Raw genomic sequence first — 22,882 nt, forward strand, 5'->3', positions numbered from 1 at the left:
AAAATTCTATACAAACTTCTTTAGCCTGATAATGAAATAAATATTACTCTTTTACTTAATAGTTTATAAATTGATAAAATTTATTTCGACAGATACAATTACTAAATCAAAAAATATGCAATATAAAACACCATTATAAAAATGGTGTTTTATATGATTTCAATGTTTCTGTTTATGCTTTTTTTCGCATCAACACACCACCAATCAGCATTGCCAGCAACTGCACACTAATTAATACAACAGCAGTCATAAACCACCCTCCACTCTCAAAGGCATGACCACATAATAATGAGCCGGCAAAACCGCCTGCATAATAGCACATATAATACAGACCGGAAGCCAATGAACGGCCTTCGGTTACATTGGCAGCTATATAAGTGATGGTAGAAGATTGGGTAATAAATATGCCACTACTCATAATAGCCAGAGCCAGAACAATTAGCCATAATGGATGCAATAAAGTGATTAACACACCAAAAATTGATAAACTCATTGCAATCAGTACAGTAAGATTGGTACCAAATTTAACAATTAAACGTGCTGATAATGGTGTAATAATCATACCAATCAGATATACGGCAAAAATATTAGCTAATTGTGAACTGCTTAGATTATATGGTGGCTGATCAAGATACAAATTGATATAGGTAAAACAACCAACCAGAGAAAACAGTACACAAAACCCTAATGCACAGGCTGCAAGGACATAATAGTTATGTAAATGATGCCATAAAGTTATTAATGCTGTTGAAACCTGAGGCCTGGCCTCAAATTTTTGGGATGCCGGAAGATTTTTCCATACCCAAACTGCACCTAATATACTGATAATGCCCATTACCATAAAAGCATGCCGCCAGCCAATAAATTCTGTCAGGTACCCCATGAGAAACCGACCAAGAAACCCACCTAATACTGTACCAGAAACATAAAAACTCATTAATTTAATACGGGTATTACCGGAAAATTCCTCGCCTAAATAAGCCAGTAAAACTACAGTTATTCCGGGAACTGCTATTCCCTGAGTAAAGCGTAACCACCATAACCAATTGATACTATAAATAAAAGCTAAGAAAAAAGTCGGTATAGACATAAAAACTATCGAACCGACTATAAAAAATTTACGCCCGAAAGCATCTGAAATCATTCCTAAAAACGGCGACATTAATGCAATAGCCAGAATCGTTGCTCCTACAGTTAAACCCATTGCCGCCGCACTGGCATGAAATTCCTGCATCAATACCGGTAAAATTGATTGAATAGCATAAACATGAACAAAAGCTAGTGCCCCGGTTATCAGTACCGTAATAATTAAAGTCATATTTAATTTTGAACCGGATGAAGTCACAGGTGAATTACGTTTAATCATGAACATTACTCATTCTATTTTCATTACCTAATTAATATATATGCTAGTATTTTTTAAATAAATATTTAACTTATATTTAAATTTTAGTTAAATTTTTTATAGAATCAATTATATCTCTTATTTGGACAATAGTTTTTTTTAATTTTGTAATAACTTAAACTAACTAACAATATAATTTTAGTATTCATATGGTTATCGTTAATTATTTATTAAAAACAGACTATTAATGAATTGAAATTATAATATTACAAAATTATAAATAAATATTACCTATAACCAAAACAGTTAGATTTAATCAATAATATTAATGTTCATTATGGTTTTTAATGAATATTATCGCTAAACATTTGTAATAAAAATTATGAAATAATATTCTTTTAGTAAATAATAATTGAAAAATATTAATTAATTTTATTACAATATAGCAAAATTGTAGTTTTTTATTATATTTTGTCAATAAAATGGCTAAATTGATTTGAAATATATGATTTTACTGATTTATTTTATGTTAAATAAAATTAGCATGTAAACGAAAATGATATTGGAAGTATTAATAATTCACCAAGGATGTTGTTTGTAAAATGGAATTGATAAATAAAATAACAGGTGTTTTTCCTGATCGTTCTTTAAAAGTAAATAAGCTGAAAAATGAAGCTTCTTCACGACAAATAGGAAGAGTATTTTGTATATTTTTATGCTTATTATTAGGGATATATTTAGCGGTGGATAATTATCCAGATTTGATTGATGATTATAAAATATCTCGTAATCCAATTGTTGTGGATCATAATATTAGTGGCGAATGCAAGGTTCGACGTTTGATTACTAGTTGTTCCGTAAAAATTTATAATGGTGATAGAGATTTTATTGAGAAAAATTTTTCTTTTTTTGGAAATAGCAAAAGGTATCAGGTACAAGTCATAGCTTCCGCTGATAATCCTTCGTTAATGACACTGGATTTAGCGATTAAAACTATGTTTAGTCGATTTTTGATTATTACGGCTCTTATACTAGCAATATTATGGGCGATTTGGTTAATAATCGATTTATTATGCAGGGCACGTAATTCAACAAAAATTATTGATGAAATAAATGGACATAAACTGAAACCAGTTAGTGTTCCAGTTAAGCTTAAATTTCTTCAGACAATAACAATAGCAATATACAAGGGAAAAGATACACAGGGTAAGAATAATAAATATTCAGCTACTTTTAATTCTAAAACAGATGGTGGTCCTATTGTACTCAAGCAGCATTCAAAAAAGAAATACGATGTTTTAGGTGTAATCAGTGATAAGAATCCTACACCTATTATTCTTGATGAAAATTTTTCCCGTTGCGATTTTACGGATGAAGAGATTCGCAGAATAAGTAAAATTTTGCAAGAAGGATAAATATTGCGACAGGTAATATGAACTTGTTATCAATTTTATTTTGGGTAAAAAAGGGCGTAAATTACGCCCTTTTTTATTAATCATAACTACTATTTAAAATTTAACTGCTGGATTGTTTCGCGAAGATTATTAGTAAGCCAGAGCAAAATCTATTAAGTCATCTATGTAGGGACATTTTATTCAGGAAGTAATGACTAATAAATTTGTGCGCCATATACCAGTGAATTTAACAGTCGTTTTAGTAAAGCAGAAACACAACCAGTAATGTGAGGTCTATAAACTGATTTTATGGATTTATTACTGGCTGCATTGGGTTGGTTTGCTTAATAAGACTAATGTGATTTAAATAAAAAAAGGAAATACATTACAATAAATGCTCTAAGTATTTCGGGATTGATTTTAGTCAATCGAACAATCTGAACAGCAATTAGGGTATAAATTTTTCATCTTACGTAAAAATTCCAACCCTTTTCCGTTGAAATAAGCCAATATTTTATCTCTTGTATAAATCGTATCCAGCTATTATTTGCTGTCATTACTACTTTAAACTGAAAAACCCATTTTTGAGGAAACTAATGATATTAAAAAATTTTTTATATTATTAAATGGGATAGATATTTAAAAAGCATTTTAAATAACTAGTATAAAGTTTAAATTAATGTCAAAATAGAATATATTTTTGTAATTTAGTCCAGTTTTGTATATTGTATCAATCTTAACCTTAATACAACGTCGCTGCCTGTTTCATTGCAGCAGCAATAACTCTCCAGGATCCTTGTATATCATGGCAATAAGTTTTTTAGATAAAACCGACCTGAAAATTTTGCAAGTTTTACAAGACAACGGTCGTCTTACTAATGTTGAGCTATCTGAACGTGTAGCTTTATCACCATCGCCATGTCTGCGCAGATTAAAACAGCTGGAAGAATCGGGGATAATTCGCCGGTATGCAGCTCTGCTTGATCCTTTTCATGTGGAACTGGGTTTACAGGCTTTTATTAGGGTGAGCGTGAATAAAAGCAAACAGTCCCGGGATGAATTTACACTGGCGGTTCAGCGATGGCCTCAGGTACTTAATTGTTTTGCTCTCACCGGTGAATCTGATTATATTCTTCAGGCTTTTTTTTCCGATATGAATGCCTTCTCGCATTTTGTACTGGAAACATTATTGGCTACACCCGGTGTTGAAGATGCTAAATCCAGTTTTGTATTGAAAGAAATTAAGACAACGACATCATTACCTTTAGAACATTTGAATGTCGGTTAAGCAAACTTATTAATAACAAAAAATTAATAACTTGTTGGTAAAGAATGTGTTATTCTCTGGTGCAGCTACGTTACACCAAGTTATCTGCTATATGTATAGATAAATACTTATGTCTGTAATTTCTACTCAAGATAAAGAAATCATTACCATTTGTCGCCACTGGCTGGAACAGGCCGTAATAGGTCTCAATCTTTGTCCTTTTGCCAAAAAACCTTACAATTTACAAAGATTGCGGTTTGGCGTGAGCCACGCCAGACATATTGATGCATTTCTGGAATTTGTGGAACAGGAAATTCAGCTTTTATTACAGACACCGGCACAAGAAATAGAAACCACATTATTAATCGAACCTTTATTATTTAAAGATTTTGAAGTTTTTCTAGACGCCGTAACATTAGCAGAAAATCTACTTCATGAAATACAAGCAAATGGCATTATACAAATAGCTCCTTTTCATCCGAATTTTCAGTTTGCGGATGAACCTGAAGATGATATCAGTAATTATACTAACCGTAGTCCATATCCTATTTTGCATTTAATCCGGGAAAGTAGTATCGATCAGGCTGTTGCAGCATTTCCAGATGCTGCAACTATTTATGAACGTAATAAAACGTTATTAAGAAAAATGGGGATAGAAGGCTGGACAAAACTGGCTATAGAATATCCGACACACAAATCAAAATAACTTAACCTGAAATGACAAATCTACCCATACGGTCCGAGTCTTTCACAAATACCATATAAATCTATCAACAGTTAACTATTATTTTTCAGGTCTGACACTTTTAGTTAATAACTCACCTTTTATCATATTAATTCTTCAACATCATAAGGAATTATTGTGAAAATCTCTGTCTGCTTAAATAGTAAACCATATACAATGTCGCCGGTTAATTCTTCTAAAGAGCGGTTTACCTTTTCTTTGTCACAGCAAGGTAATCGAATACTGCAATTAATCATTTTAATTATACTCAGTTTAGTTCCTTTTCCTGTACTGGCTGCCGGATTACCTGCCAATGAGTTGAGTTTATGGTGGTGCATCCCCTTTATTGGTACACTTTTAACTATAGCATTATGTCCGATGCTACTTCCCAAATTATGGCATCATCATAACGGGAAAATCATTTGTATTTGGTGTGCATTATTTTTGTTACCATTGAGCTGGTTTTATGGTACGTCTGAAGGTATATCTATTACTGTGCATGCATTATTTCAGGAATATATACCTTTTATGCTATTGCTACTGGTTTTGTATACCTTGTCTGGTGGTATCTTTATCAATATTAATGGTACGGGTAATGTAAAACTGAATGTGCTGATACTGACTGCAGGTACAGTACTTGCGGGTGTTATGGGCACAACTGGTGCTGCCATGCTATTTATCCGCCCCTTATTACGAGCCAATGCCCGTCGACGCCATCGAACTCATCTTGTGATATTTTTTATTTTCCTCGTTGCTAATATTGGCGGCGGATTAACACCACTAGGTGATCCTCCTTTATTTCTGGGCTTTCTGAAAGGTGTTGGTTTCCAATGGACTTTCAGTCATATGCTGTTACCAGTACTCATAAATACTCTGATTTTACTTTTGATATTTCTTTGTATTGATCACTATTTATTACAACAAGAGCCGAGTACTGATAATAAAGTTAAAGTACAGAAAACTATTTTTTCATGGTCTGTTCAGGGTAAAGCCAATCTGTTGTTATTATTTGCTGTTACCGGAGTAATATTAATTTCCGGTTTATATAAAAATGCACCGACATGGTATGTTTACGGAGTTGAAATCAGTTCAGTTGCATGGATACGTGATGGCTTACTATCAATCATTACCTTATGTTCGCTTAAATTAACACCGGCAAAAATACGCCGGCAAAATGACTTTAACTGGACTCCGATGGCGGAAGTAGGCAAATTATTTATCGGTATTTTTATTACTATTGCACCCGTTATGGCTATGTTAAAACTCGGAGACACGGGGAATTTCAAAATATTGATAAATATCATTGAGCATAATGGTGAACCGGTCAATACCCTCTATTTCTGGCTGAGCGGGTTATTATCCGGCTTTCTGGATAATGCACCTACCTATCTGGTGTTTTTTAACCTTGCAGGTGGTGATGCAGTCACACTAATGCAACATTTACCGGCCACATTAACAGCTATTTCTATGGGTTCAGTGTTCATGGGGGCATTAAGTTATATTGGTAATGCTCCTAATCTCATGGTTAAATCCATTGCCGAACAACATCAAATTACTATGCCAGGCTTTTTTGGCTACATGGGTTGGTCTGTTGCTTTACTTATTCCGGTTTTTTTGCTGGATACTTTGCTGTTTTTTTAACTTATCTGGATAACCGGTTATTAAGGATTATTAGTCATGCAATTAATAAAATACTTGCAAGCACAAGGTTTGGGTAGTCGCAAGCAATGTCAGGCATTAGTTACCGATAGTGCCGTACAAATTAATAATACACACTGCAATGATCCTCATATGGAGATCAATCCGCAAATGGTAAGCAGTTTACACATTGATGATGTAAGCCTGATACCAGTCCCTCTTCCTTACTTTTATATTCTGCTCAATAAGCCAGCAGATTATGAAACCTCGCATAAACCACAATTTTATCCAAGTGTTTTCAGTTTATTACCAGAACCATTGCGACATCTTGACATGCAGGCTGTAGGTAGACTGGATGCAGATACAACCGGTGTACTGATTCTGACTAATGATGGTCAGTTTAATCACCGTTGCACGTCACCAAAACATAAACTTCCAAAAATTTATCGTGTCAGTTTGAAGCATGCTGCAGACGAAAAACTGTGTACTATTTTAAAAAACGGGGTCTTGTTGCATGATGACAATGAAATAGTAACAGCACAGGCCGCTGAGTTAACTGACCCGTATACCTTGCTGCTTACGATTACTTCAGGTAAATATCATCAGGTTAAGCGTATGGTTGCGGCCGCAGGCAATCGTGTTTCCGCTTTGCATCGCTGTGCTTTCGGACAATGGGAAACTGATCATTTACCCACTGGAGAATGGCGTTTTTTTCAACCAGAATCTGACTTGAAGTAACATGCCTAATACAGATTTTATTTTTCAATTGATAAGTATAATCGGAACTGCCGCTTTTGCTGTATCCGGCTATCTGGTTGGTTTCCGCAAAAGGCTGGATATTCTGGGCGTAGTGATTGTAGCTTTGCTAACTGCAGTAGGCGGAGGCATGATGCGTGATGCTCTGGTTGGCCACATTCCAATGATTTTTAAAAATAATACTGCATTATGGACTATTTTCATTACACTAGTAATTTCTTGGGTATGTCATTTGCAGTATTACCGTCATCGTGTATTGACTGTATGGTTTGTCGTTGCCGATGCACTGGGACTAGCCGCTTTTAGTTTGACAGGTGCGCAAGTCGGCCTTGATCTTGAGTTAAACTGGTTTGGGGTAATTACACTGGCATTTGTAACAGCAGTAGGTGGCGGCATACTACGCGATATACTGGTAAATGAAGTACCCATTATTTTGCGCAGCGATATTTATGGCACTATTGCTATTTTACTTGGTCTGCTATTGTGTTTGCTGGATCACTGGAAAATGGTTACACCAGTGAGTATCAATATTTTATTTATTGGCGGAGTAATAAGCCGTTTATTCGCTTATCATTACAATATTACCCTGCCGGGATTTCAAAAGAAAAAAAATTACAAAATATAACAAAACTATAAGAACTTTCTCAGCAAAAAACAGTCTAAGTCATTAAGATGATATCTATACGCAGCAACAAGCGTATAACTTAAAGATTTAAAATGGTTTTTAGTATTCTCTTGTCGAAACATTATTTTAGCCCTCTGCTGCTTCTCCCCTTGGCACAGAGGGTTCTTTTTATTCTCAATCTTTGATTGCCATTTAACCCATACAATAAAACTAATGGATATACCATAAACACATATAATTTTTAGTTCTGATATTTAGTTACTATTGTCTTAATTTATTCAGATTTATAGTATGAATTAATGATAAATATTTTTATAATCAATTATGTTTATACTAATTTCATACGATACAATACTGTCTTTTTCGCAAAAGCCACCATAAAACCGTAAAAGAGATTAAATAATTACTACATTTTTGCTTGAAATCTTATTTTTCAGCGCTATGTACGGTAGAGTTAGTTTTAATATTTCTGATGTGAAAGTATCCAAGTGATGGAAAATAGAAAATTACGCTATATAGTTTCAGCATTAATCCTTTGTCTGACACTAAGTCCACTGGCTGAAGCCAAACGAATTGGCGGCGGCAGTAATCGTGGAATGTCACGCTCCAATTACTCCAACTCTTATTCCAACTCCGGACGCAATGATTATCGTGCTAACAACCAGAATAATTACTCTGGTCAGACACAGCCTCGCTCAAGCAATACCGGTCGGATAATTGGTGCAGGTGTAGCTGGTGCGACGATTGGAGCCCTTGCCGGTCATGCAATGGCTAATCATAATCAGCAGCAATCTAATGCACCAGCTCCGAATGCTGATGGTAATTACAGTGAAAACACCAATGATAATAGCGTAGCAGCTACTCAATCGACCAATAATGATCAGCCACAAGTACAGTCACAACCAGAGAAAAAAAATGGTTTTAGCTGGCTTTGGCTACTTATTATTGCATTAGGCGGCTTTTATCTTTACCGTCGTTTTACCGGCAAAAAAAATCATCAGTCCAATATACCTTACGCGGGTACTGGAAAGTATGGAAATTTTAACTCATCAAATATTAATGGCAATAGTAACAGTACCAATATATTTGGACAAAAAATTGTAAGCAATAATAATTCCATACCACATAATTCATCTACTATGGCAGACGGAAGCAATCCAGATGCATTTCTGCGCTTTGCCCGCCAGCGTTTTAATCATGTCCAGTCAATGAACAACGCTTCTAATCTGGAAGAAATACGTCGCTACTTTACTTCAGATATGTTTGCAGATATTCGTAATGATATTATGAATAATCAGGATACAGCTGAATTTAGTAATCTTAATACCGATCTAGTAGACAATACTCAGGAAAATGGTCAGTATGTTGCCAGTGTACGATTTAGCGGTTTGGTAAGTGAAGAGTTGGGCAGTCCACAACAGCCATTCAGTGAAATCTGGCATTTTGTTAAACCGATTGGTAGTCAGCAAGACTGGCTGATTGCCGGCATACAACAGAATTAATCAGTAACTGCAAAGAAATAACCAATATTTCACTTAACATGTTTAAAAGCACTGATAATATCAGTGCTTTTTTACTTAAAATATGGGACAAATATCATTATTCAAACAAGATAATCCCGTTTATAACGTATTGATAAAAAAGTAATGCCGTCTATATTTTCATTATCCGGACATCATTCATGCGTTTCAAAATATACATTACCATAATATTCTTTGAATATCATTGAGTTAACATTATTTACAAAACTGCTGTTTATGATATTGATTTATATTTTTATTAATTACTCTATTACCGAATTAGTGTTGTATTAATAATTATTGAATACAAATAATATAAGCACATTCAAACTAAAGTTGATTTTTAAAAATATTACATACTTAAAACATTTTTCTTCACACCATATTAAAGAATAATGAAATAAAAACTGCCGGCAGCACTGTTATTGGTATGAATAATTTATAACAACGGACCAACCAGACGCACTGTATTCTCCACCAGCCCCCACCACTTTGAACGAGCCTGCCATGTTTTCAGTTCGATAAATTCACAAGCTTTCAAATAAGTACTCTGTAATGCCACTACTTTTTCAGTCATACTTTCATCATAAATAGCCAGACTAATTTCCATATTGAGATAAAAACTGCGCATATCCATATTTACAGTGCCAAACAAAGTGTAATCACTATCTACAGTTAAAGTTTTAGCATGTAACAGCCCACCCTTAAACAAAGCAATTTTCACCCCAGCCTGTAATAGTCTTGGATAATATGCACGTGAAGCATATTTCACCAGCATTGAATCCACTGCTTCCGGTACAATCAGAGTAACATCCACTCCCCTGGTAGCAGCCGTAGTTAAAGCCAGCAGCAAAGCATCATCCGGAACAAAATAAGGCGTCGTAATAATAATACGTCGTGTAGCGGCATGAATTGCATTAACAATAGTGTCGTAAATAACCGGACTGCCTTGCTCAGGTGCTGAAGGAATCACCTGAACTACTACACCACTTTGTTCCTGTTGTGCAACTTGCAGATTATGCATGAGTGCCTGTTTACCGTAACTGTCTACCCATTGCTGTACCTGCATTAAATTAGATTCAGTTTCTACTGCCATATCACCGGCAAATACTGCTGCCAGAGGTTGTACCAGACTTCCTTCACAACGCATCATCACATCAACCCATTGTCCGACACCAGCATTTTTTTTGAAAAAACGCGGGTCGACCAGATTAAAACTGCCGGTATAGCCAATTTTCTGATCTATAACCGCAATTTTACGATGATTACGCAAATCTGCACGTACAAGAAAAGTGCGCCATAATTCAACAGGTAAAGCTTCAGTCAATGTAATACCTGCATTGCGTAAACGCTGAGGCCAGTCACTACGCCAGAATTTTACACTACCAATACTGTCAACCAGCATACTGGTAACCACACCTCGTTGTGCTGCTGCAATGGCATCATTCAGCAATTCAATAATTTCTCCCTGCGGATCAACAATATAAAAAGCCAGTAAACAGCTTGTTTTCGCATGCTGAATATCATAACGAATGGCGGCAATGATTTCTTCATCATTGGTAAGAAGCTTTAAGTGATTGTATTCGGTAGCCTCAAATCCAGTTTTATCGGCTGCAATCAAACTGATACCATGATAACGTTCATTCAGACCACTACAAGCATGCTGATTGAAATTATGCAGATATTTATTACTGAATCCCTGATAAAATTTCACCAGTTCATTCTGACGACGTAGCCGGCGTGAACCCAGCCTGGGTTCACCAATTAACAAGTAGCCTACAGCCCCGACTAAAGGAAAAGCCATTAACATCAGAATCCAAGCAACGGAAACTCCTGTATTACGCTGATGGTATAACACTCTCACTACCAGAACAGTAACCACAATCACATGTAATACAACAAGAATTTCAGCCCAGGGTATATCATGTAACATATAAGTAAACCAATTATTTAATGTCTAGAATATAGTAGATTATAAATGGATAAATAATCTATATAATGAATTGAGATAAATATCAGATAAAAAATTCTGGCAGGTACAGAAAACTAAGTCTGTGACTGCCAGAAATAGCAAGTAATTATTCACATCATTTATTTGTTTCAGAATTAATTAATATTCTCTGAAATAAAAATAATTAATTCTGATGATATTCTGTAGAAATGCGATGTACCGCATCTACTGCATATTTCACCATTTCCGGATTAGTATATTGATTGATACCATGACCCAGATTAAATACATGTCCGCTGCCAGCTCCGTAAGCAGCAAGTAAACGCTTTACTTCGTCTGTAATACTTTCTGAATCACCAAATAGAGCCAGCGGGTCAAGATTTCCCTGTAATGCCACCTGCTGTCCGACCAACTGACGTGCCTGCTGTAAATTGACAGTCCAGTCCACGCCTAACGCATCAGCACCCAGTGCTGCTAATTGTTCCAGCCACTGGCCACCGCCCTTAGTAAATATAATGACTGGTACCCTACGACCATCTGCTTCACGCTGTAAGCCTGAAACGACCTGTTGCAAATAGCGTAAATCAAACTCCTGAAAAGCTTTATCGCTGAGAATTCCGCCCCATGTATCAAAAATCTGTACGGCCTGCGCACCTGCAGCTATCTGTTCATTCAAATAAGCAGTTACAGTCTGCGCATTAATATCCAGTATCCGGTGTAACAATTGCGGTCGCTGATAAAGCATGGTTTTCAATAAACGAAAATCCCGACTGCCTTCTCCTTCAACCATATAACAGGCTAGTGTAAACGGACTGCCAGAAAAACCAATTAACGGTACACGACCGTTCAAAGCATTACGTATACTATGAACAGCATCGAACACATAGCGCAAACGGTTCATATCAGGAACCTGTAAACGTGTCACATCCTTTTCATACTGCAACGGATGAGTAAATTTAGGTCCTTCACCTTCGACAAAATGCAAACCCAGCCCCATTGCATCCGGTATAGTGAGAATATCGGAAAACAAGATAGCAGCATCCAGTGCAAAACGCTCCAATGGCTGAAGAGTCACCTCTGTAGCCAGCTCTGGATTATGACAAAGTGCGAGAAAACTGCCGGCTTTCGCCCGTGTTTCTCTGTACTCCGGTAAATAGCGTCCAGCCTGTCTCATTAACCATACCGGCGTATATTCAACCGGCTGCTTTAGTAAAGCACGTAAAAAAATATCGTTATGTAAAACTGCCATAATTAACCTCAGGCAGTTAGTACATACAGTACCAACTGCCTGTTAAATAAAAACTAAAAATTACAACTCATCATTATTACCAATTGTGGCCAGAATTTCATTACGCTGCTGCTCGGCAGCCTCGCTCTGACCGGATTGCTCCAGTACTTTAGCTAATAACAATCTGGTTACATTATTATTACTGGCCTGCAAACTGGCTTCGAGATAAGTTTTTGCCTTTCCCCAAAGTTGTTGCTGATAACTTAACTCACCCATCAACAATAGTATGTCCGGGTCTTGCGGATTTTGTTGTAACCACTTATCGACGGTTACCATATTTTTTTGCTGTTCTTTACTGCTTAGATATTGATTGGCCTGATTAAATGCAGGTAATAGTGAAGCATCATGAGTGCGCGGATAATATTTTTTTACCCATTTCAATGCCTGAGTATACATACCTAGCTGAAGATATTTTTCTGCAATGTTTGCACTAAGTGTACTTTCACGTTCATCTACCGGAATCAAATTAAGACTGCTTTTCAGCTCACTCGGCTCTTTAACATTTGCCAGTAACTGTCGATAAGCCCAGTATTGGTAATTATGCTGTTCGCTTTCGCTTAACGCCCCTGCGCGGCTTAATTTATCAACTGCTTCCAAAACACCCTGAGCATCATGCTTTTCCCAGTCATATCGTAACTGCAGCTTAACAAGCTGGGTTAAATTCGGATTGATTTTGGCTGCTGCTTCTAGTGCACTTCTGGCTTGCTGATCATTGTGCTGTGATAAAGCTGATTGAGCCAGAAGCAAATAGCGGGAAAGCTGCTGTTTTTCCGGCAACTTTGCAATTTCATCTAAATAACGGTCTCGTGTTGTACTGTCATCCATCTGATCAGCACTATGGGCAGCCAGTAATAAGGCCAGAGCACGACTGTGCTGCCCCTGTTTATTACGTAAGATCCGCTCAGCCTCACGCTCAGCAAACTGATAGCGACCTTCAAAGTAGGCTAAACCGGCATGATTTAATGCTGTTTCAACCTGATGGCGCTGATGATTGATACGCCAGTGATGCCAGTGACCGGGTAAATGCACAAAACCCATAATAATGCGTAAAAATATATACAACAGCACTACCGTTAGCAGCACAAGACCAATAAACAGCTGCAGATTGATACGTATCAGAGTTTGCTCAACTACAATATACACATCACCACTGTAATATTTCGCACCCAGTACGACACCCACTGCAACAATAAACAGAACAATCAACCATAATAGAGATCTCATAATGAATGGTCTCCTTGTCTGGAAGATGACGCTGCAGAAGCATTATTACTGTTTATAGGGCTAGCCTGTTGTTGTTCGGTATGTACCGGTACACTGCTGGCAGATGATGCACTTAAATCCGGCAACGCCGTTGACATATCCATTCCAGACTGATTCTGGTATTCACGTACAGCAGCCAGGCTGGCTGACAGACTATTGTCCTGACTAGTTTGCACGTTAAGTGTCTTTAACTGAGTTAATTCTTTCAGCCACGACTGCGTTGCTGCTGAACCACCGTCAAAATATTGCTTAACAGCAGCTTCTGCACCATTTAAATCAGCAACATAGACTTCTCCGCGGCGCTGAATCAGAGCAATACGTGCATCCAGCAATCGCAGCCGCAGATTTTCACGTACAAAATATATCTGTTCAGGCGACATTAGCATTGAATCATTGTGATTAATGTGACGCACTTCTACCATACTGCGTAAAGAGTGCAAAGTATTTTGCCATGTACGCTGCCACCATGAAGCATTTGGATTCACCGGTGTATTACTTGTCACTCCGGGCTGTAACTGACTTTCAACTACTAACGGCAGACCTGCTATAGCAGACTCAAGACGATTTAGACGCAATGAAACACTGGCAACATCCAGATAAGGCCGGTTTTTCAGATTTTCCAAATCACTGCTTATAGCCTTTTTGATAGACAGCAATTGCGGCTGGTCAAAGCGAGATAGCCGGCCATCCAGACTTTCAAGTACATTAACTGCAACAGGAACATTACCGGAAATCAGCAACTGCTGAGAGGCAAGATTCAATGTAGCTTCTATTTCATCAACCAGCCAGTCAGTGCGATTTTTTACCAGCTCCTGATAGGCACGGGTAAGCCGGTCTACATTATCACCCTGAGTTTTCTGTTGGGTTTGAATTTCCTGCAATTGACGACTTAACTCATCAATGCGTGTCAGGCTGGTTTCTATCGAAACAACTGTTTTGCTGGCACTAATTCCAGCATTGTCGATTTTCTGATCAAATTGTATCTGCTGGTTTTTAAGCTGATTCTGTCCTTCAACAAATAAAAACCCACTGGCTCCCAGAGCCAGTAATGATAATACCAGTGCGCCCAGAGCAATTCCCTTACCTGAGCCGGATTGCGACTGTTTTGCCGGAGATGGCTGAACAGGAATACTAGATGCAGAAGCATCTGATACTGTGTTGTTTTTTTGGGAATTCATAGTTTGATGTGTCGTGTTTTGATCTTTATTGGTAGCTTCAGTAATCGCAGAAGTAGCCGATTCGGGAGGAGCACTAACTTCGCCTTGTTTATTCACCAGCAATGGCTGCTTTTCCTGTTCAGGAGGCTGGCCAGCCTGTGCATTCTGTTGTTCACTCATTCGGTATACTCCCTACTTTATATAATAGGTTAACAGCACTACTGAAGAAAATATCATCAGGTGCTGCGTGAATGCAAAAGTGCCAGTCCGCGACATAAGTCCGGAACATGAAGTGTCTGGACACCATATCCGGTTAACGTAGCATCTATGCGCGGATGGTGAACTAAGTATAACAAGCTTTTGCTAACTGCGTACAAATCCGGAGGTAATTGAGTAAACCACGCTTGGACTGCGGCAGTTGTCGTCATATACACTGCCTTCAAATTTCCCTGTTCAGCCTGTGTTGAAATAACTGACCAGTTTATAGGCACCGGATTTCGCTGATATACTTCTGCTACCTCAATTTGCCATCCTAGTTGATGCAGTTGCTTAATCAGCCAGTCGCGGCCACCTATGCCTCTAATCAATAGCAATTTACCTTTACGCTGCTGCCATAAAGGCAAATGTAAAACTGCTTCACTATCATGTCCGTTTTCCGGATAAACAATCTGTTTAAATCCATAACTGGATAATGCTGATGCCGTAGCAGCACCCACTGCCACATGTATTAATTTATCAGAACGTGAAACATAATTTGCAGCAATATGTACGGCACTCGGGCTAACCCAGAAAATAATATTCTGACTCTGGCTTTGACCAGATAGCCGGTTTAAAGCCGCTGATTGTGTCTGTAATTGCAGATATTCAAGTAAAATAGGTTGCCAGCCATAACGAATGCAACAGCCTATATCGGCAGTAGCTGCCAGCTGCGGACGCATTAGCACCAGACAAGGTAAAGTATTCATCGGATAGATAAAACATCATTAATTAACTGCTGCGCACCTTGATCAGCTAGCTGCTGTGCAACCATCAAACCCAGCTGCTCTGCTTCACTAATATTTGCCTTTTCACTGGCTCGCAACACTGTTACACCATCTGCAGATGCCACTAAACCACGTAACTCAAGCATGCCGGATTTTTCAGTACAATACGCTGCCAGCGGTACCTGGCAGCTACCACCAAGTACACGTGCCAGAGTGCGTTCTGCAGTAACACAGGCTGCTGTAACAGGATGGTGTAATGGTTGTAATAAAGTCAGTAAGTCCTCACGATGAGCGGCGACCTCTATAGCCAGCGCCCCCTGACCGGCAGCTGGCAGCAATATTTCTGGAGATAATATACACTGAATTCGCTGCTCTAAACCCAGTCGCTCAAGACCGGCTGCAGCAAGAATAATTGCAGCATATTCCTGTCTGTCAAGTTTATCCAGACGTGTTTGCACATTACCCCGCAGAGGCTTTACCTGCAAATTAGGATACAGCAACCTAATCTGAGCTTCCCGACGCAGACTTGAAGTTCCGACTATGGCATTAGCCGGTAAATCAGCCAAACAGCTAAACTGATGAGAAACAAATGCATCAAACGGATTAGCCCGCTCAGTTATTGCTGCCAAGATAAATCCATCCGGCAGTTGCATAGGAACATCTTTAAGAGAGTGCACAGCAATATCTGCTGTTCCCTTTTGCAAGGCTAACTCAAGCTCTTTTATAAATAATCCCTTACCACCTATTTTGGATAAAGACTGATGCAATATCTGATCACCTCGGGTTGTCATACCCTGAATTTCAACAGATAACCCCGGATATGCAGTCTGAAGACATTGCTGTACATAATGAGCCTGCCACATAGCCAAAGTGCTCTCGCGGCTGGCAATGACTAAATCATTTTTTGTCATATTAATTTACAAGAATCTAGAAAATCAGAACAGAAATTTTAGCACTAACTAAAATTTGATTTTGATATACCACCCATATCAGCAGGATAAAGAATGTGCTTCAGGACGTTGCAGTAATTCATTAACCAGACTAGATACACCAGCCTGAGCCGGTGCGCGAATAATCTGTACATTTTGCAAGCCATCAATCGGCTGGGGATCAACAAGGTAAATTTCAGCGTTCGGTGGTATATACTGGATTAGACCAGCGGCCGGATAAACCTGCAAGGAAGTGCCAATGATAATTGCAATATCAGCTGAACGCATCACTTGTATAGCCTGTTCAATCATAGGCACCGCCTCACCAAACCAGACAATATGCGGCCTCATCGGAAAACCATTAACATCAACATCTGTTACTTTCTGATCCCCCGGGCAATCCACAATATAATTTTCATCAACACAGCTTCTGGCTTTTAATAACTCACCATGTAAATGTAAAACATGAGCACTTCCGGCTCGCTCATGCAAATCATCTACATTTTGAGTAATTATATCTACATCATAACCATCTTCCAGACGTTTCAGAGCAACATGAGCAGAATTGGGTTCGGTTTTTAGCAGTTGACGTCTTAGGTGATTATAAAAATTAAGCACATATAATGGCTGACGCTTAAATGCCTCCGGTGTTGCCACATCCTCTACACGTTCACCCTCCCACAAACCTCCCTGATTACGAAAAGTCTGTAAACCGCTTTCAGCACTAATACCGGATCCGGTTAATACAACAATATGCTGTCTGTTTGAGTTGGGCATAAATTCCATCATCAGATATGTATAAAAGCCGTAATCGCTGCTTTCAGTCGTTGTAATCCTGCCTGTAAATCAGTATCACTCAATAACAAACTCGGAGCCAGACGCAAGACATTATTACCGGCAACCAAAACCAGCAAACCATGTTGTAAAGCCAATTGCATTAACTGAGCAGCCTTTCCGGAATATGCCTCAGACATAACACAGCCAAGTAGTAATCCCTGACCCCTTACCTGAGAAAATACGCCAGTTGATTCAGCAAGTTCCTGCAAACCTGCCTGTAATTTTTTCCCTTGCTGAAGCACATTCTGCATTGTTTCCGGTGTATTAATAATATCAAATGCAGCACAACCGACGGCACAGGCCAACGGATTACCACCAAAAGTACTGCCATGGCTGCCCGGTGTAAAGCTGTTTCCTATCTGAGCTGTGGTCAGCATTGCACCAATAGGAATACCACAACCCAAAGCTTTGGCGCTAGAAACTATATCTGGCTGAACATCATAATATTGATGGGCAAACAGTTTTCCTGTTCGCCCCATACCTGTTTGTACTTCATCAAAAATCAGTAAAGCCTGATGCCGGTCACAAGCCTCTCTGGCTGCCTGCAAAAATTCTTCAGTTGCCGGTAATACTCCGCTTTCCCCCTGAATAGGTTCAATGACAACTGCACAGGTTTTATCGTTAACAGCTGCCACAATGGCTGAGGAATCATTAAACGGAATATGTTTAATTCCGGTAGGTAAAGGTGCAAAATCATTACTGTATTTAGGTTGCCCGCCTACTGATACCGTAAACAAAGTACGTCCATGAAATCCGTTTACACAAGCTATAATTTCATGTTTTTCAGTTCCAGCAAAATGATCTCGTGCATACTTGCGAGCCAGCTTGAAAGCAGCCTCATTGGCTTCTGCTCCGGAATTACAGAAAAATACTTGCTCAGCAAAGGTATTTTCTACGAGTCTTTTTGCCAAATCCTGTGCCGGCTGTGTTGTATAAATATTAGAAATATGCCAAAGCTTGTGTGCCTGTGCAGTCAGTGCCTGAATTAAGGCAGGATGGCAATGCCCCAGTGCATTAACAGCAATACCGCCGGCTAAATCTATATATTCCTGACCATTATCATCCCATACCCGACTGCCCTGTGCATGATCCGGCAGGATAGGTGCAAAAGTAAAATTCGGGGTTAAGTAGTTGTGCATTTTTCTCTCTATTTATTATAAAAACATAATTTGGCTTGTAAAATTATATATTGTTACAGCAATCATGAATTAAAGTCTGATCAATTAAAATATAGCCACAAAACAACTAAATTTTGTATAAATAATACAAGATTACCACTTAGATAATAATAAATTCAAATATGTATGCTATTTAATCAAAATATACCAGTATGTTTTGCCGCTAAATAATCAAATTTGAAATTCTTTTCAATGAAACAGATACGAGTACAATCCATGAATAAATCTGGAGTTTTAAAAAAAAACAGTTTTGATTAAAATTCAGATTTGCCGGATTTAAATAGATAAAATCTACTTCTATCATATTAATATCACATCTGACGTAAGCGATTAATCCTGTTATCCAGTGTTGGATGAGTACTGAAAATCGCATCAGCAGTTTCACTGGCAATTCCGAAAGCCAGCATACCTGCAGGTAAATGGCTAGTTTCACCTTTTAATCTTTGCAGGGCCGCTATCATTTTAGGCGCACCTACCAGATGAGCCGCTCCTTCATCTGCACGGTATTCACGCTGACGGCTAAACCACATAACTATCAAACTTGCCAGAAAACCAAATACTGTCTGTAAAATCATGCTTACCAGATAATAAGTACCATGAGATACCTCACCATTATCTTTTCTGGCTACAATCTCAGCAATTCGATGAGCCCAGAAAAAAACAAAAGTATTAACCACTCCTTGTAACAAGGTCATCGTTACCATATCACCATTGCCAATATGAGCTATTTCATGAGCCAGTACCGCTTCTACTTCATCCTGTGTCATACCATGCAGCAAACCGGTACTTACTGCTACCAGTGAACTATTGCGTGTAGCTCCGGTAGCAAAAGCATTAGGCTCGGGTGAAATATAAATAGCCACTTCCGGCATGGCAATATTCCACTGACTGGCCAGACTGGCAACAGTATTTAACAGCCAGGCTTCTTCTGCTGTTTGAGGCTGACCAATGACTTGACCATTAACAGAATTGAGTGCCAGTGTTTTAGACATTAGCAAAGAAACAAAAGAACCGGTAAAACCAACAACAGCAGCGAGTAACAACAGAATACCATAGCTATCACTATGAATATTAATACCCAAGAGTGTACAGAAAATATTCAGAACAATATTGATAACAATAATGACTGCCAGATTAGTAGCAATAAACAATACAATGCGTTTCACATTATACCCTTTTAATTTCTGTAAAATTTCATTAGTACAATAATATCAGTGACATATATAATAGTTATATTTAATTTTTATCTAATAAAAAACTGATATTTTATTCATAAATTTCGTAAATCAATTATTTAAAAAATTTATTGAAATCTAGCATTAAAAGCATAACAAATAATCATATGACAATTAACCAATATATGCTTAAATAATATTATGACCTAAAATTTAAAGACGTACTTGTCCTTGTCCCAAAGCAATCCATTTCTGGCTGGTTAATCCATATAAACCAACCGGGCCTCGAACATGCATTTTATCAGTCGATATTCCAATTTCAGCCCCCAAACCATATTCATATCCATCTGCAAAACGAGTTGATGCATTAACCATTACACTAGATGAGTCTACCGTACGTAAGAATAATTGTGCATTAGATAAGTCATTTGTGACAATACTATCAGTATGATGGCTACCGTAGTAATTAATATGACTGATAGCTTCGTTGATATCATTCACCACTTTAATTGAAAGAATAGGAGCCAGATACTCTGTTGACCAATCGACTTCTGAGGCGGGAATAATATTATCATTCAAAATTTTCTGAGTACGTTCACATCCACGTAATTCAACACCTTTTTCTGCATATTTTTCTTGAAGTAAAGGTAATAATTCTGTTGCACGACTAGCATGAATCAGCAAAGTTTCCATAGTATTGCACGTTCCGTAACGTGAAGTTTTAGCATTGATAGCGATATTAATCGCCATTTCTGCCTCAGCTGATGCATCAATATATACATGACATATACCATCCAGATGCTTGATAACCGGTATCCGCGTTTTTTCATTTACCCGCCGCACCAGACCTTTACCGCCCCGCGGAATAATTACATCAATATATTCAGATAAACTCACCAGTATATCTACACCGGCACGATCAGTATTAGTCAGCAGATTAACGGCCGTTTCCGGTAAACTAGCCTGTTTTAATGATGACGAAATAACCGAAGCAATTGCTTTATTGGTATTGATTGCTTCACTACCACCCCGTAATACACAACTATTACCTGCTTTCAAACATAATATCGCCGCATCCAGAGTGACATTCGGACGGGATTCATAAATCATACCTATTACACCTAACGGCACGCGCATTTTACCGAGCCTAATGCCATTAGGCAGTACACGGAATTCATCCATTTCACCAACGGGATCCTCCAATGCGGCAACCTGATGTACACCATCAATCATTGCTGCAATTCTGCTTTGTGTAAGTTGCAGCCGATCCAGTAAAGCAGAATCCACTCCCTGCTGCCGTGCCAAACTCATATCCGTTTCATTGGCAGCAAGAATTGCATCTCGCTCAACAGACAAGCCCTTTGCAATAAAGGACAATACCTGATTTTTCTGTACAGTAGATGCTGTATTAAGAGAAAAGCATGCATCCTTGGCTGCTTTAGCGATATCAGTAATATACTTGGTTAATTCCACGTGAGTTTACTTTCCTAAAAATAATACAAAAAATCATTCGTATTCTTATATAAAATCACATAAGACACATTTACCCAAGTAAAACAACCCTTGCATACCCATTAGAATCCATATGATATGTTAATTTCATCACATCTAAAATAGTTATCCAGCTATAGATTTAATCAATATGCGTATCGGTTGAATCTTTAAACTGAGTTTGTGGCTTTAGGACAATTAAATCATCTACAGCACCTATTGCATTGATATCCTTACCGGGATAATCCAGCTCAGTAAGAAAATGACGAATACAATTCAAGCGCGCACGTTTTTTATCGTCAGACTTAATCACTGTCCATGGAGCATCGCCGGTATGAGTATGGAAAAACATATCATTTTTAGCTTCAGTATAATCATCCCAGCGATCCAAGGACTGAATATCAACCGGAGAAAGCTTCCAATGCTTTAACGGGTCATCGCGCCGTGAAATAAAACGACGGAGCTGCTCTTCTCTGGATACAGAAAACCAGAATTTAAACAAATATATGCCACTATTTACCAGCATACGCTCCAATTCTGGTGTCTGGCGCATAAACTGCAAATACTCATGAGGCTGACAAAATCCCATTACACGCTCCACTCCGGCACGGTTATACCAGGAACGATCAAAAAAAACCATTTCACCACTAGTAGGCAAACGCTCAATATAACGCTGAAAATACCATTGCCCTTTTTCAGTTTCCGTAGGTTTTTCAAGTGCTACAACTCGTGCACCACGAGGATTAAGATGTTCCATAAAACGTTTAATCGTTCCCCCTTTACCTGCAGCATCTCTTCCTTCAAATAAAGATACAATTTTCTGACCTGATTCCTTAACCCAGTTTTGCACTTTCAGTAATTCTATTTGCAATTTTGCTTTTTCACGTTCATAAGCCGCACGCCGCATCCGGGTGCGATAAGGATAGTTTGATGGCAAAGGAGCTGTAGATGAATCTTCATCTGTATGCCTTTTTCCCTGGGAGTCCAATACACTTTTCTCAAAAACTGTCAGCGTGGCTTCTTTATCCTTTGTATCAATTTCACTTGACTGCTCTTTCTGTAATTGTTGCTCGCTCATATATAATTCCTTTCTTTTCAACCCAGAAGCTATTTTAAAATTACTTATAAAATTGTGATAATTTGTATAATCATTGTAACTCAATGTTATATTGATATACTAAATAATATGAATTACTAAAATAGACGATTGATTTTATTGATATTTTAATCAATTTGTTTTTTTTACTTGATTACTTTTTCAGTATTCTGATTTTAAACCTTAAAATTTTCCGGCATTATTAATTAATTAAATATTAATGATTTAATACATCTATATTTAAAACCCAATAAAAATGGACAAT

The 22,882-nt window shown here is 38.0% G+C and carries 19 protein-coding genes; 7 read left to right on the top strand and 12 right to left on the bottom strand.

Features of this window, described 5'->3' with window-relative positions; translation table 11 throughout:
• Window positions 1-172: 172 nt before the first annotated feature.
• Complete coding sequence (locus GY065_RS07855) at window positions 173-1,366, bottom strand: MFS transporter (RefSeq protein ID WP_174833704.1); 1,194 nt, start codon at window positions 1,364-1,366, stop codon at window positions 173-175.
• Window positions 1,367-1,947: 581 nt separating this feature from the next.
• Between GY065_RS07855 and GY065_RS07860 the strand changes: the two genes are divergently transcribed.
• The 7 genes from GY065_RS07860 (at window position 1,948) to GY065_RS07890 (ending at window position 9,251) form a co-directional block, all read left to right on the top strand.
• Window positions 1,948-2,760: a hypothetical protein gene (locus GY065_RS07860; protein WP_174833705.1), complete on the top strand. Its 813-nt coding sequence runs from the start codon at window positions 1,948-1,950 to the stop codon at window positions 2,758-2,760.
• A 784-nt stretch (window positions 2,761-3,544) separates the two neighbouring features.
• Window positions 3,545-4,027, top strand: coding sequence for an Lrp/AsnC family transcriptional regulator (locus GY065_RS07865; RefSeq protein ID WP_174833706.1), 483 nt, complete (start codon window positions 3,545-3,547; stop codon window positions 4,025-4,027).
• A gap of 109 nt (window positions 4,028-4,136) precedes the next feature.
• On the top strand, window positions 4,137-4,712 hold the full coding sequence (locus GY065_RS07870; protein ID WP_174833707.1) for a DUF1415 domain-containing protein: 576 nt from the start codon (window positions 4,137-4,139) through the stop codon (window positions 4,710-4,712).
• A 195-nt stretch (window positions 4,713-4,907) separates the two neighbouring features.
• Entirely contained in the window at window positions 4,908-6,371 is a 1,464-nt protein-coding gene (locus tag GY065_RS07875; RefSeq protein WP_174833797.1) for a sodium:proton antiporter, read from the top strand.
• A gap of 36 nt (window positions 6,372-6,407) precedes the next feature.
• Window positions 6,408-7,106 (top strand): 16S rRNA pseudouridine(516) synthase, encoded by a 699-nt coding sequence (locus tag GY065_RS07880; RefSeq protein WP_174833708.1) that lies wholly within the window; start codon window positions 6,408-6,410, stop codon window positions 7,104-7,106.
• Between the two features lies 1 nt (window position 7,107).
• A complete protein-coding gene (locus GY065_RS07885; protein WP_100116654.1) occupies window positions 7,108-7,749 on the top strand; it encodes a trimeric intracellular cation channel family protein in 642 nt (213 codons plus the stop codon).
• A 491-nt stretch (window positions 7,750-8,240) separates the two neighbouring features.
• Window positions 8,241-9,251 carry a Tim44 domain-containing protein gene (locus GY065_RS07890; protein ID WP_174833709.1) on the top strand — a complete coding sequence of 337 codons (1,011 nt, stop codon included), beginning with the start codon at window positions 8,241-8,243 and terminating at the stop codon, window positions 9,249-9,251.
• Window positions 9,252-9,708: 457 nt separating this feature from the next.
• Here GY065_RS07890 and cls read toward each other — a convergent pair whose 3' ends face one another.
• The 11 genes from cls to ppk2 form a co-directional block, all read right to left on the bottom strand.
• Window positions 9,709-11,202, bottom strand: coding sequence for a cardiolipin synthase (gene cls / locus GY065_RS07895; RefSeq protein WP_174833710.1), 1,494 nt, complete (start codon window positions 11,200-11,202; stop codon window positions 9,709-9,711).
• A gap of 202 nt (window positions 11,203-11,404) precedes the next feature.
• Window positions 11,405-12,469 (bottom strand): uroporphyrinogen decarboxylase, encoded by a 1,065-nt coding sequence (gene hemE, locus GY065_RS07900; RefSeq protein ID WP_174833711.1) that lies wholly within the window; start codon window positions 12,467-12,469, stop codon window positions 11,405-11,407.
• A gap of 60 nt (window positions 12,470-12,529) precedes the next feature.
• Window positions 12,530-13,732, bottom strand: coding sequence for a heme biosynthesis HemY N-terminal domain-containing protein (locus GY065_RS07905; RefSeq protein ID WP_174833712.1), 1,203 nt, complete (start codon window positions 13,730-13,732; stop codon window positions 12,530-12,532).
• Complete coding sequence (locus tag GY065_RS07910; protein WP_244621512.1) at window positions 13,729-15,108, bottom strand: uroporphyrinogen-III C-methyltransferase; 1,380 nt, start codon at window positions 15,106-15,108, stop codon at window positions 13,729-13,731. The genes GY065_RS07905 and GY065_RS07910 overlap by 4 nt, the downstream gene beginning before the upstream one ends.
• Before the next feature lie 56 nt (window positions 15,109-15,164).
• Complete coding sequence (locus tag GY065_RS07915; protein ID WP_174833713.1) at window positions 15,165-15,893, bottom strand: uroporphyrinogen-III synthase; 729 nt, start codon at window positions 15,891-15,893, stop codon at window positions 15,165-15,167.
• Window positions 15,890-16,822 carry a hydroxymethylbilane synthase gene (gene hemC, locus GY065_RS07920; protein WP_174833714.1) on the bottom strand — a complete coding sequence of 311 codons (933 nt, stop codon included), beginning with the start codon at window positions 16,820-16,822 and terminating at the stop codon, window positions 15,890-15,892. The genes GY065_RS07915 and hemC overlap by 4 nt, the downstream gene beginning before the upstream one ends.
• Window positions 16,823-16,900: 78 nt before the next feature.
• Window positions 16,901-17,617 (bottom strand): NAD-dependent deacylase, encoded by a 717-nt coding sequence (locus GY065_RS07925; protein ID WP_174833715.1) that lies wholly within the window; start codon window positions 17,615-17,617, stop codon window positions 16,901-16,903.
• An 11-nt stretch (window positions 17,618-17,628) separates the two neighbouring features.
• Window positions 17,629-18,816, bottom strand: a complete 1,188-nt coding sequence (locus GY065_RS07930) for an acetylornithine/succinyldiaminopimelate transaminase (RefSeq protein ID WP_174833716.1) — start codon at window positions 18,814-18,816, stop codon at window positions 17,629-17,631.
• Between the two features lie 350 nt (window positions 18,817-19,166).
• Complete coding sequence (gene htpX, locus GY065_RS07935; protein WP_174833717.1) at window positions 19,167-20,021, bottom strand: protease HtpX; 855 nt, start codon at window positions 20,019-20,021, stop codon at window positions 19,167-19,169.
• A 222-nt stretch (window positions 20,022-20,243) separates the two neighbouring features.
• The gene (locus GY065_RS07940; RefSeq protein WP_371731950.1) at window positions 20,244-21,503 is read right to left on the bottom strand and encodes a glutamate-5-semialdehyde dehydrogenase; all 1,260 of its coding nucleotides are present in this window, start codon (window positions 21,501-21,503) and stop codon (window positions 20,244-20,246) included.
• Window positions 21,504-21,663: 160 nt separating this feature from the next.
• Complete coding sequence (gene ppk2 / locus GY065_RS07945) at window positions 21,664-22,599, bottom strand: polyphosphate kinase 2 (RefSeq protein ID WP_174833718.1); 936 nt, start codon at window positions 22,597-22,599, stop codon at window positions 21,664-21,666.
• Window positions 22,600-22,882 lie beyond the last annotated feature (283 nt).

The organism is Snodgrassella sp. ESL0323 (genome assembly GCF_013346865.1).
Taxonomy (GTDB): Bacteria; Pseudomonadota; Gammaproteobacteria; order Burkholderiales; family Neisseriaceae; genus Snodgrassella; species Snodgrassella alvi.

What these genes read in the sequence shown, in the direction of transcription:
- GY065_RS07860 (WP_174833705.1), top strand. Translation starts at nt 1,948, where the DNA reads ATGGAATTGATAAATAAAATAACAGGTGTTTTTCCTGATCGTTCTTTA.
- GY065_RS07885 (WP_100116654.1), top strand. Translation starts at nt 7,108, where the DNA reads ATGCCTAATACAGATTTTATTTTTCAATTGATAAGTATAATCGGAACT.
- GY065_RS07875 (WP_174833797.1), top strand. Translation starts at nt 4,908, where the DNA reads ATGTCGCCGGTTAATTCTTCTAAAGAGCGGTTTACCTTTTCTTTGTCA.
- GY065_RS07915 (WP_174833713.1), bottom strand. Translation starts at nt 15,893, where the DNA reads ATGAATACTTTACCTTGTCTGGTGCTAATGCGTCCGCAGCTGGCAGCT.
- hemC (WP_174833714.1), bottom strand. Translation starts at nt 16,822, where the DNA reads ATGACAAAAAATGATTTAGTCATTGCCAGCCGCGAGAGCACTTTGGCT.
- ppk2 (WP_174833718.1), bottom strand. Translation starts at nt 22,599, where the DNA reads ATGAGCGAGCAACAATTACAGAAAGAGCAGTCAAGTGAAATTGATACA.
- GY065_RS07925 (WP_174833715.1), bottom strand. Translation starts at nt 17,617, where the DNA reads ATGCCCAACTCAAACAGACAGCATATTGTTGTATTAACCGGATCCGGT.
- hemE (WP_174833711.1), bottom strand. Translation starts at nt 12,469, where the DNA reads ATGGCAGTTTTACATAACGATATTTTTTTACGTGCTTTACTAAAGCAG.
- GY065_RS07930 (WP_174833716.1), bottom strand. Translation starts at nt 18,816, where the DNA reads ATGCACAACTACTTAACCCCGAATTTTACTTTTGCACCTATCCTGCCG.
- cls (WP_174833710.1), bottom strand. Translation starts at nt 11,202, where the DNA reads ATGTTACATGATATACCCTGGGCTGAAATTCTTGTTGTATTACATGTG.
- GY065_RS07855 (WP_174833704.1), bottom strand. Translation starts at nt 1,366, where the DNA reads ATGATTAAACGTAATTCACCTGTGACTTCATCCGGTTCAAAATTAAAT.
- GY065_RS07890 (WP_174833709.1), top strand. Translation starts at nt 8,241, where the DNA reads ATGGAAAATAGAAAATTACGCTATATAGTTTCAGCATTAATCCTTTGT.
- GY065_RS07870 (WP_174833707.1), top strand. Translation starts at nt 4,137, where the DNA reads ATGTCTGTAATTTCTACTCAAGATAAAGAAATCATTACCATTTGTCGC.
- GY065_RS07865 (WP_174833706.1), top strand. Translation starts at nt 3,545, where the DNA reads ATGGCAATAAGTTTTTTAGATAAAACCGACCTGAAAATTTTGCAAGTT.
- GY065_RS07910 (WP_244621512.1), bottom strand. Translation starts at nt 15,108, where the DNA reads ATGAGTGAACAACAGAATGCACAGGCTGGCCAGCCTCCTGAACAGGAA.
- GY065_RS07880 (WP_174833708.1), top strand. Translation starts at nt 6,408, where the DNA reads ATGCAATTAATAAAATACTTGCAAGCACAAGGTTTGGGTAGTCGCAAG.
- GY065_RS07905 (WP_174833712.1), bottom strand. Translation starts at nt 13,732, where the DNA reads ATGAGATCTCTATTATGGTTGATTGTTCTGTTTATTGTTGCAGTGGGT.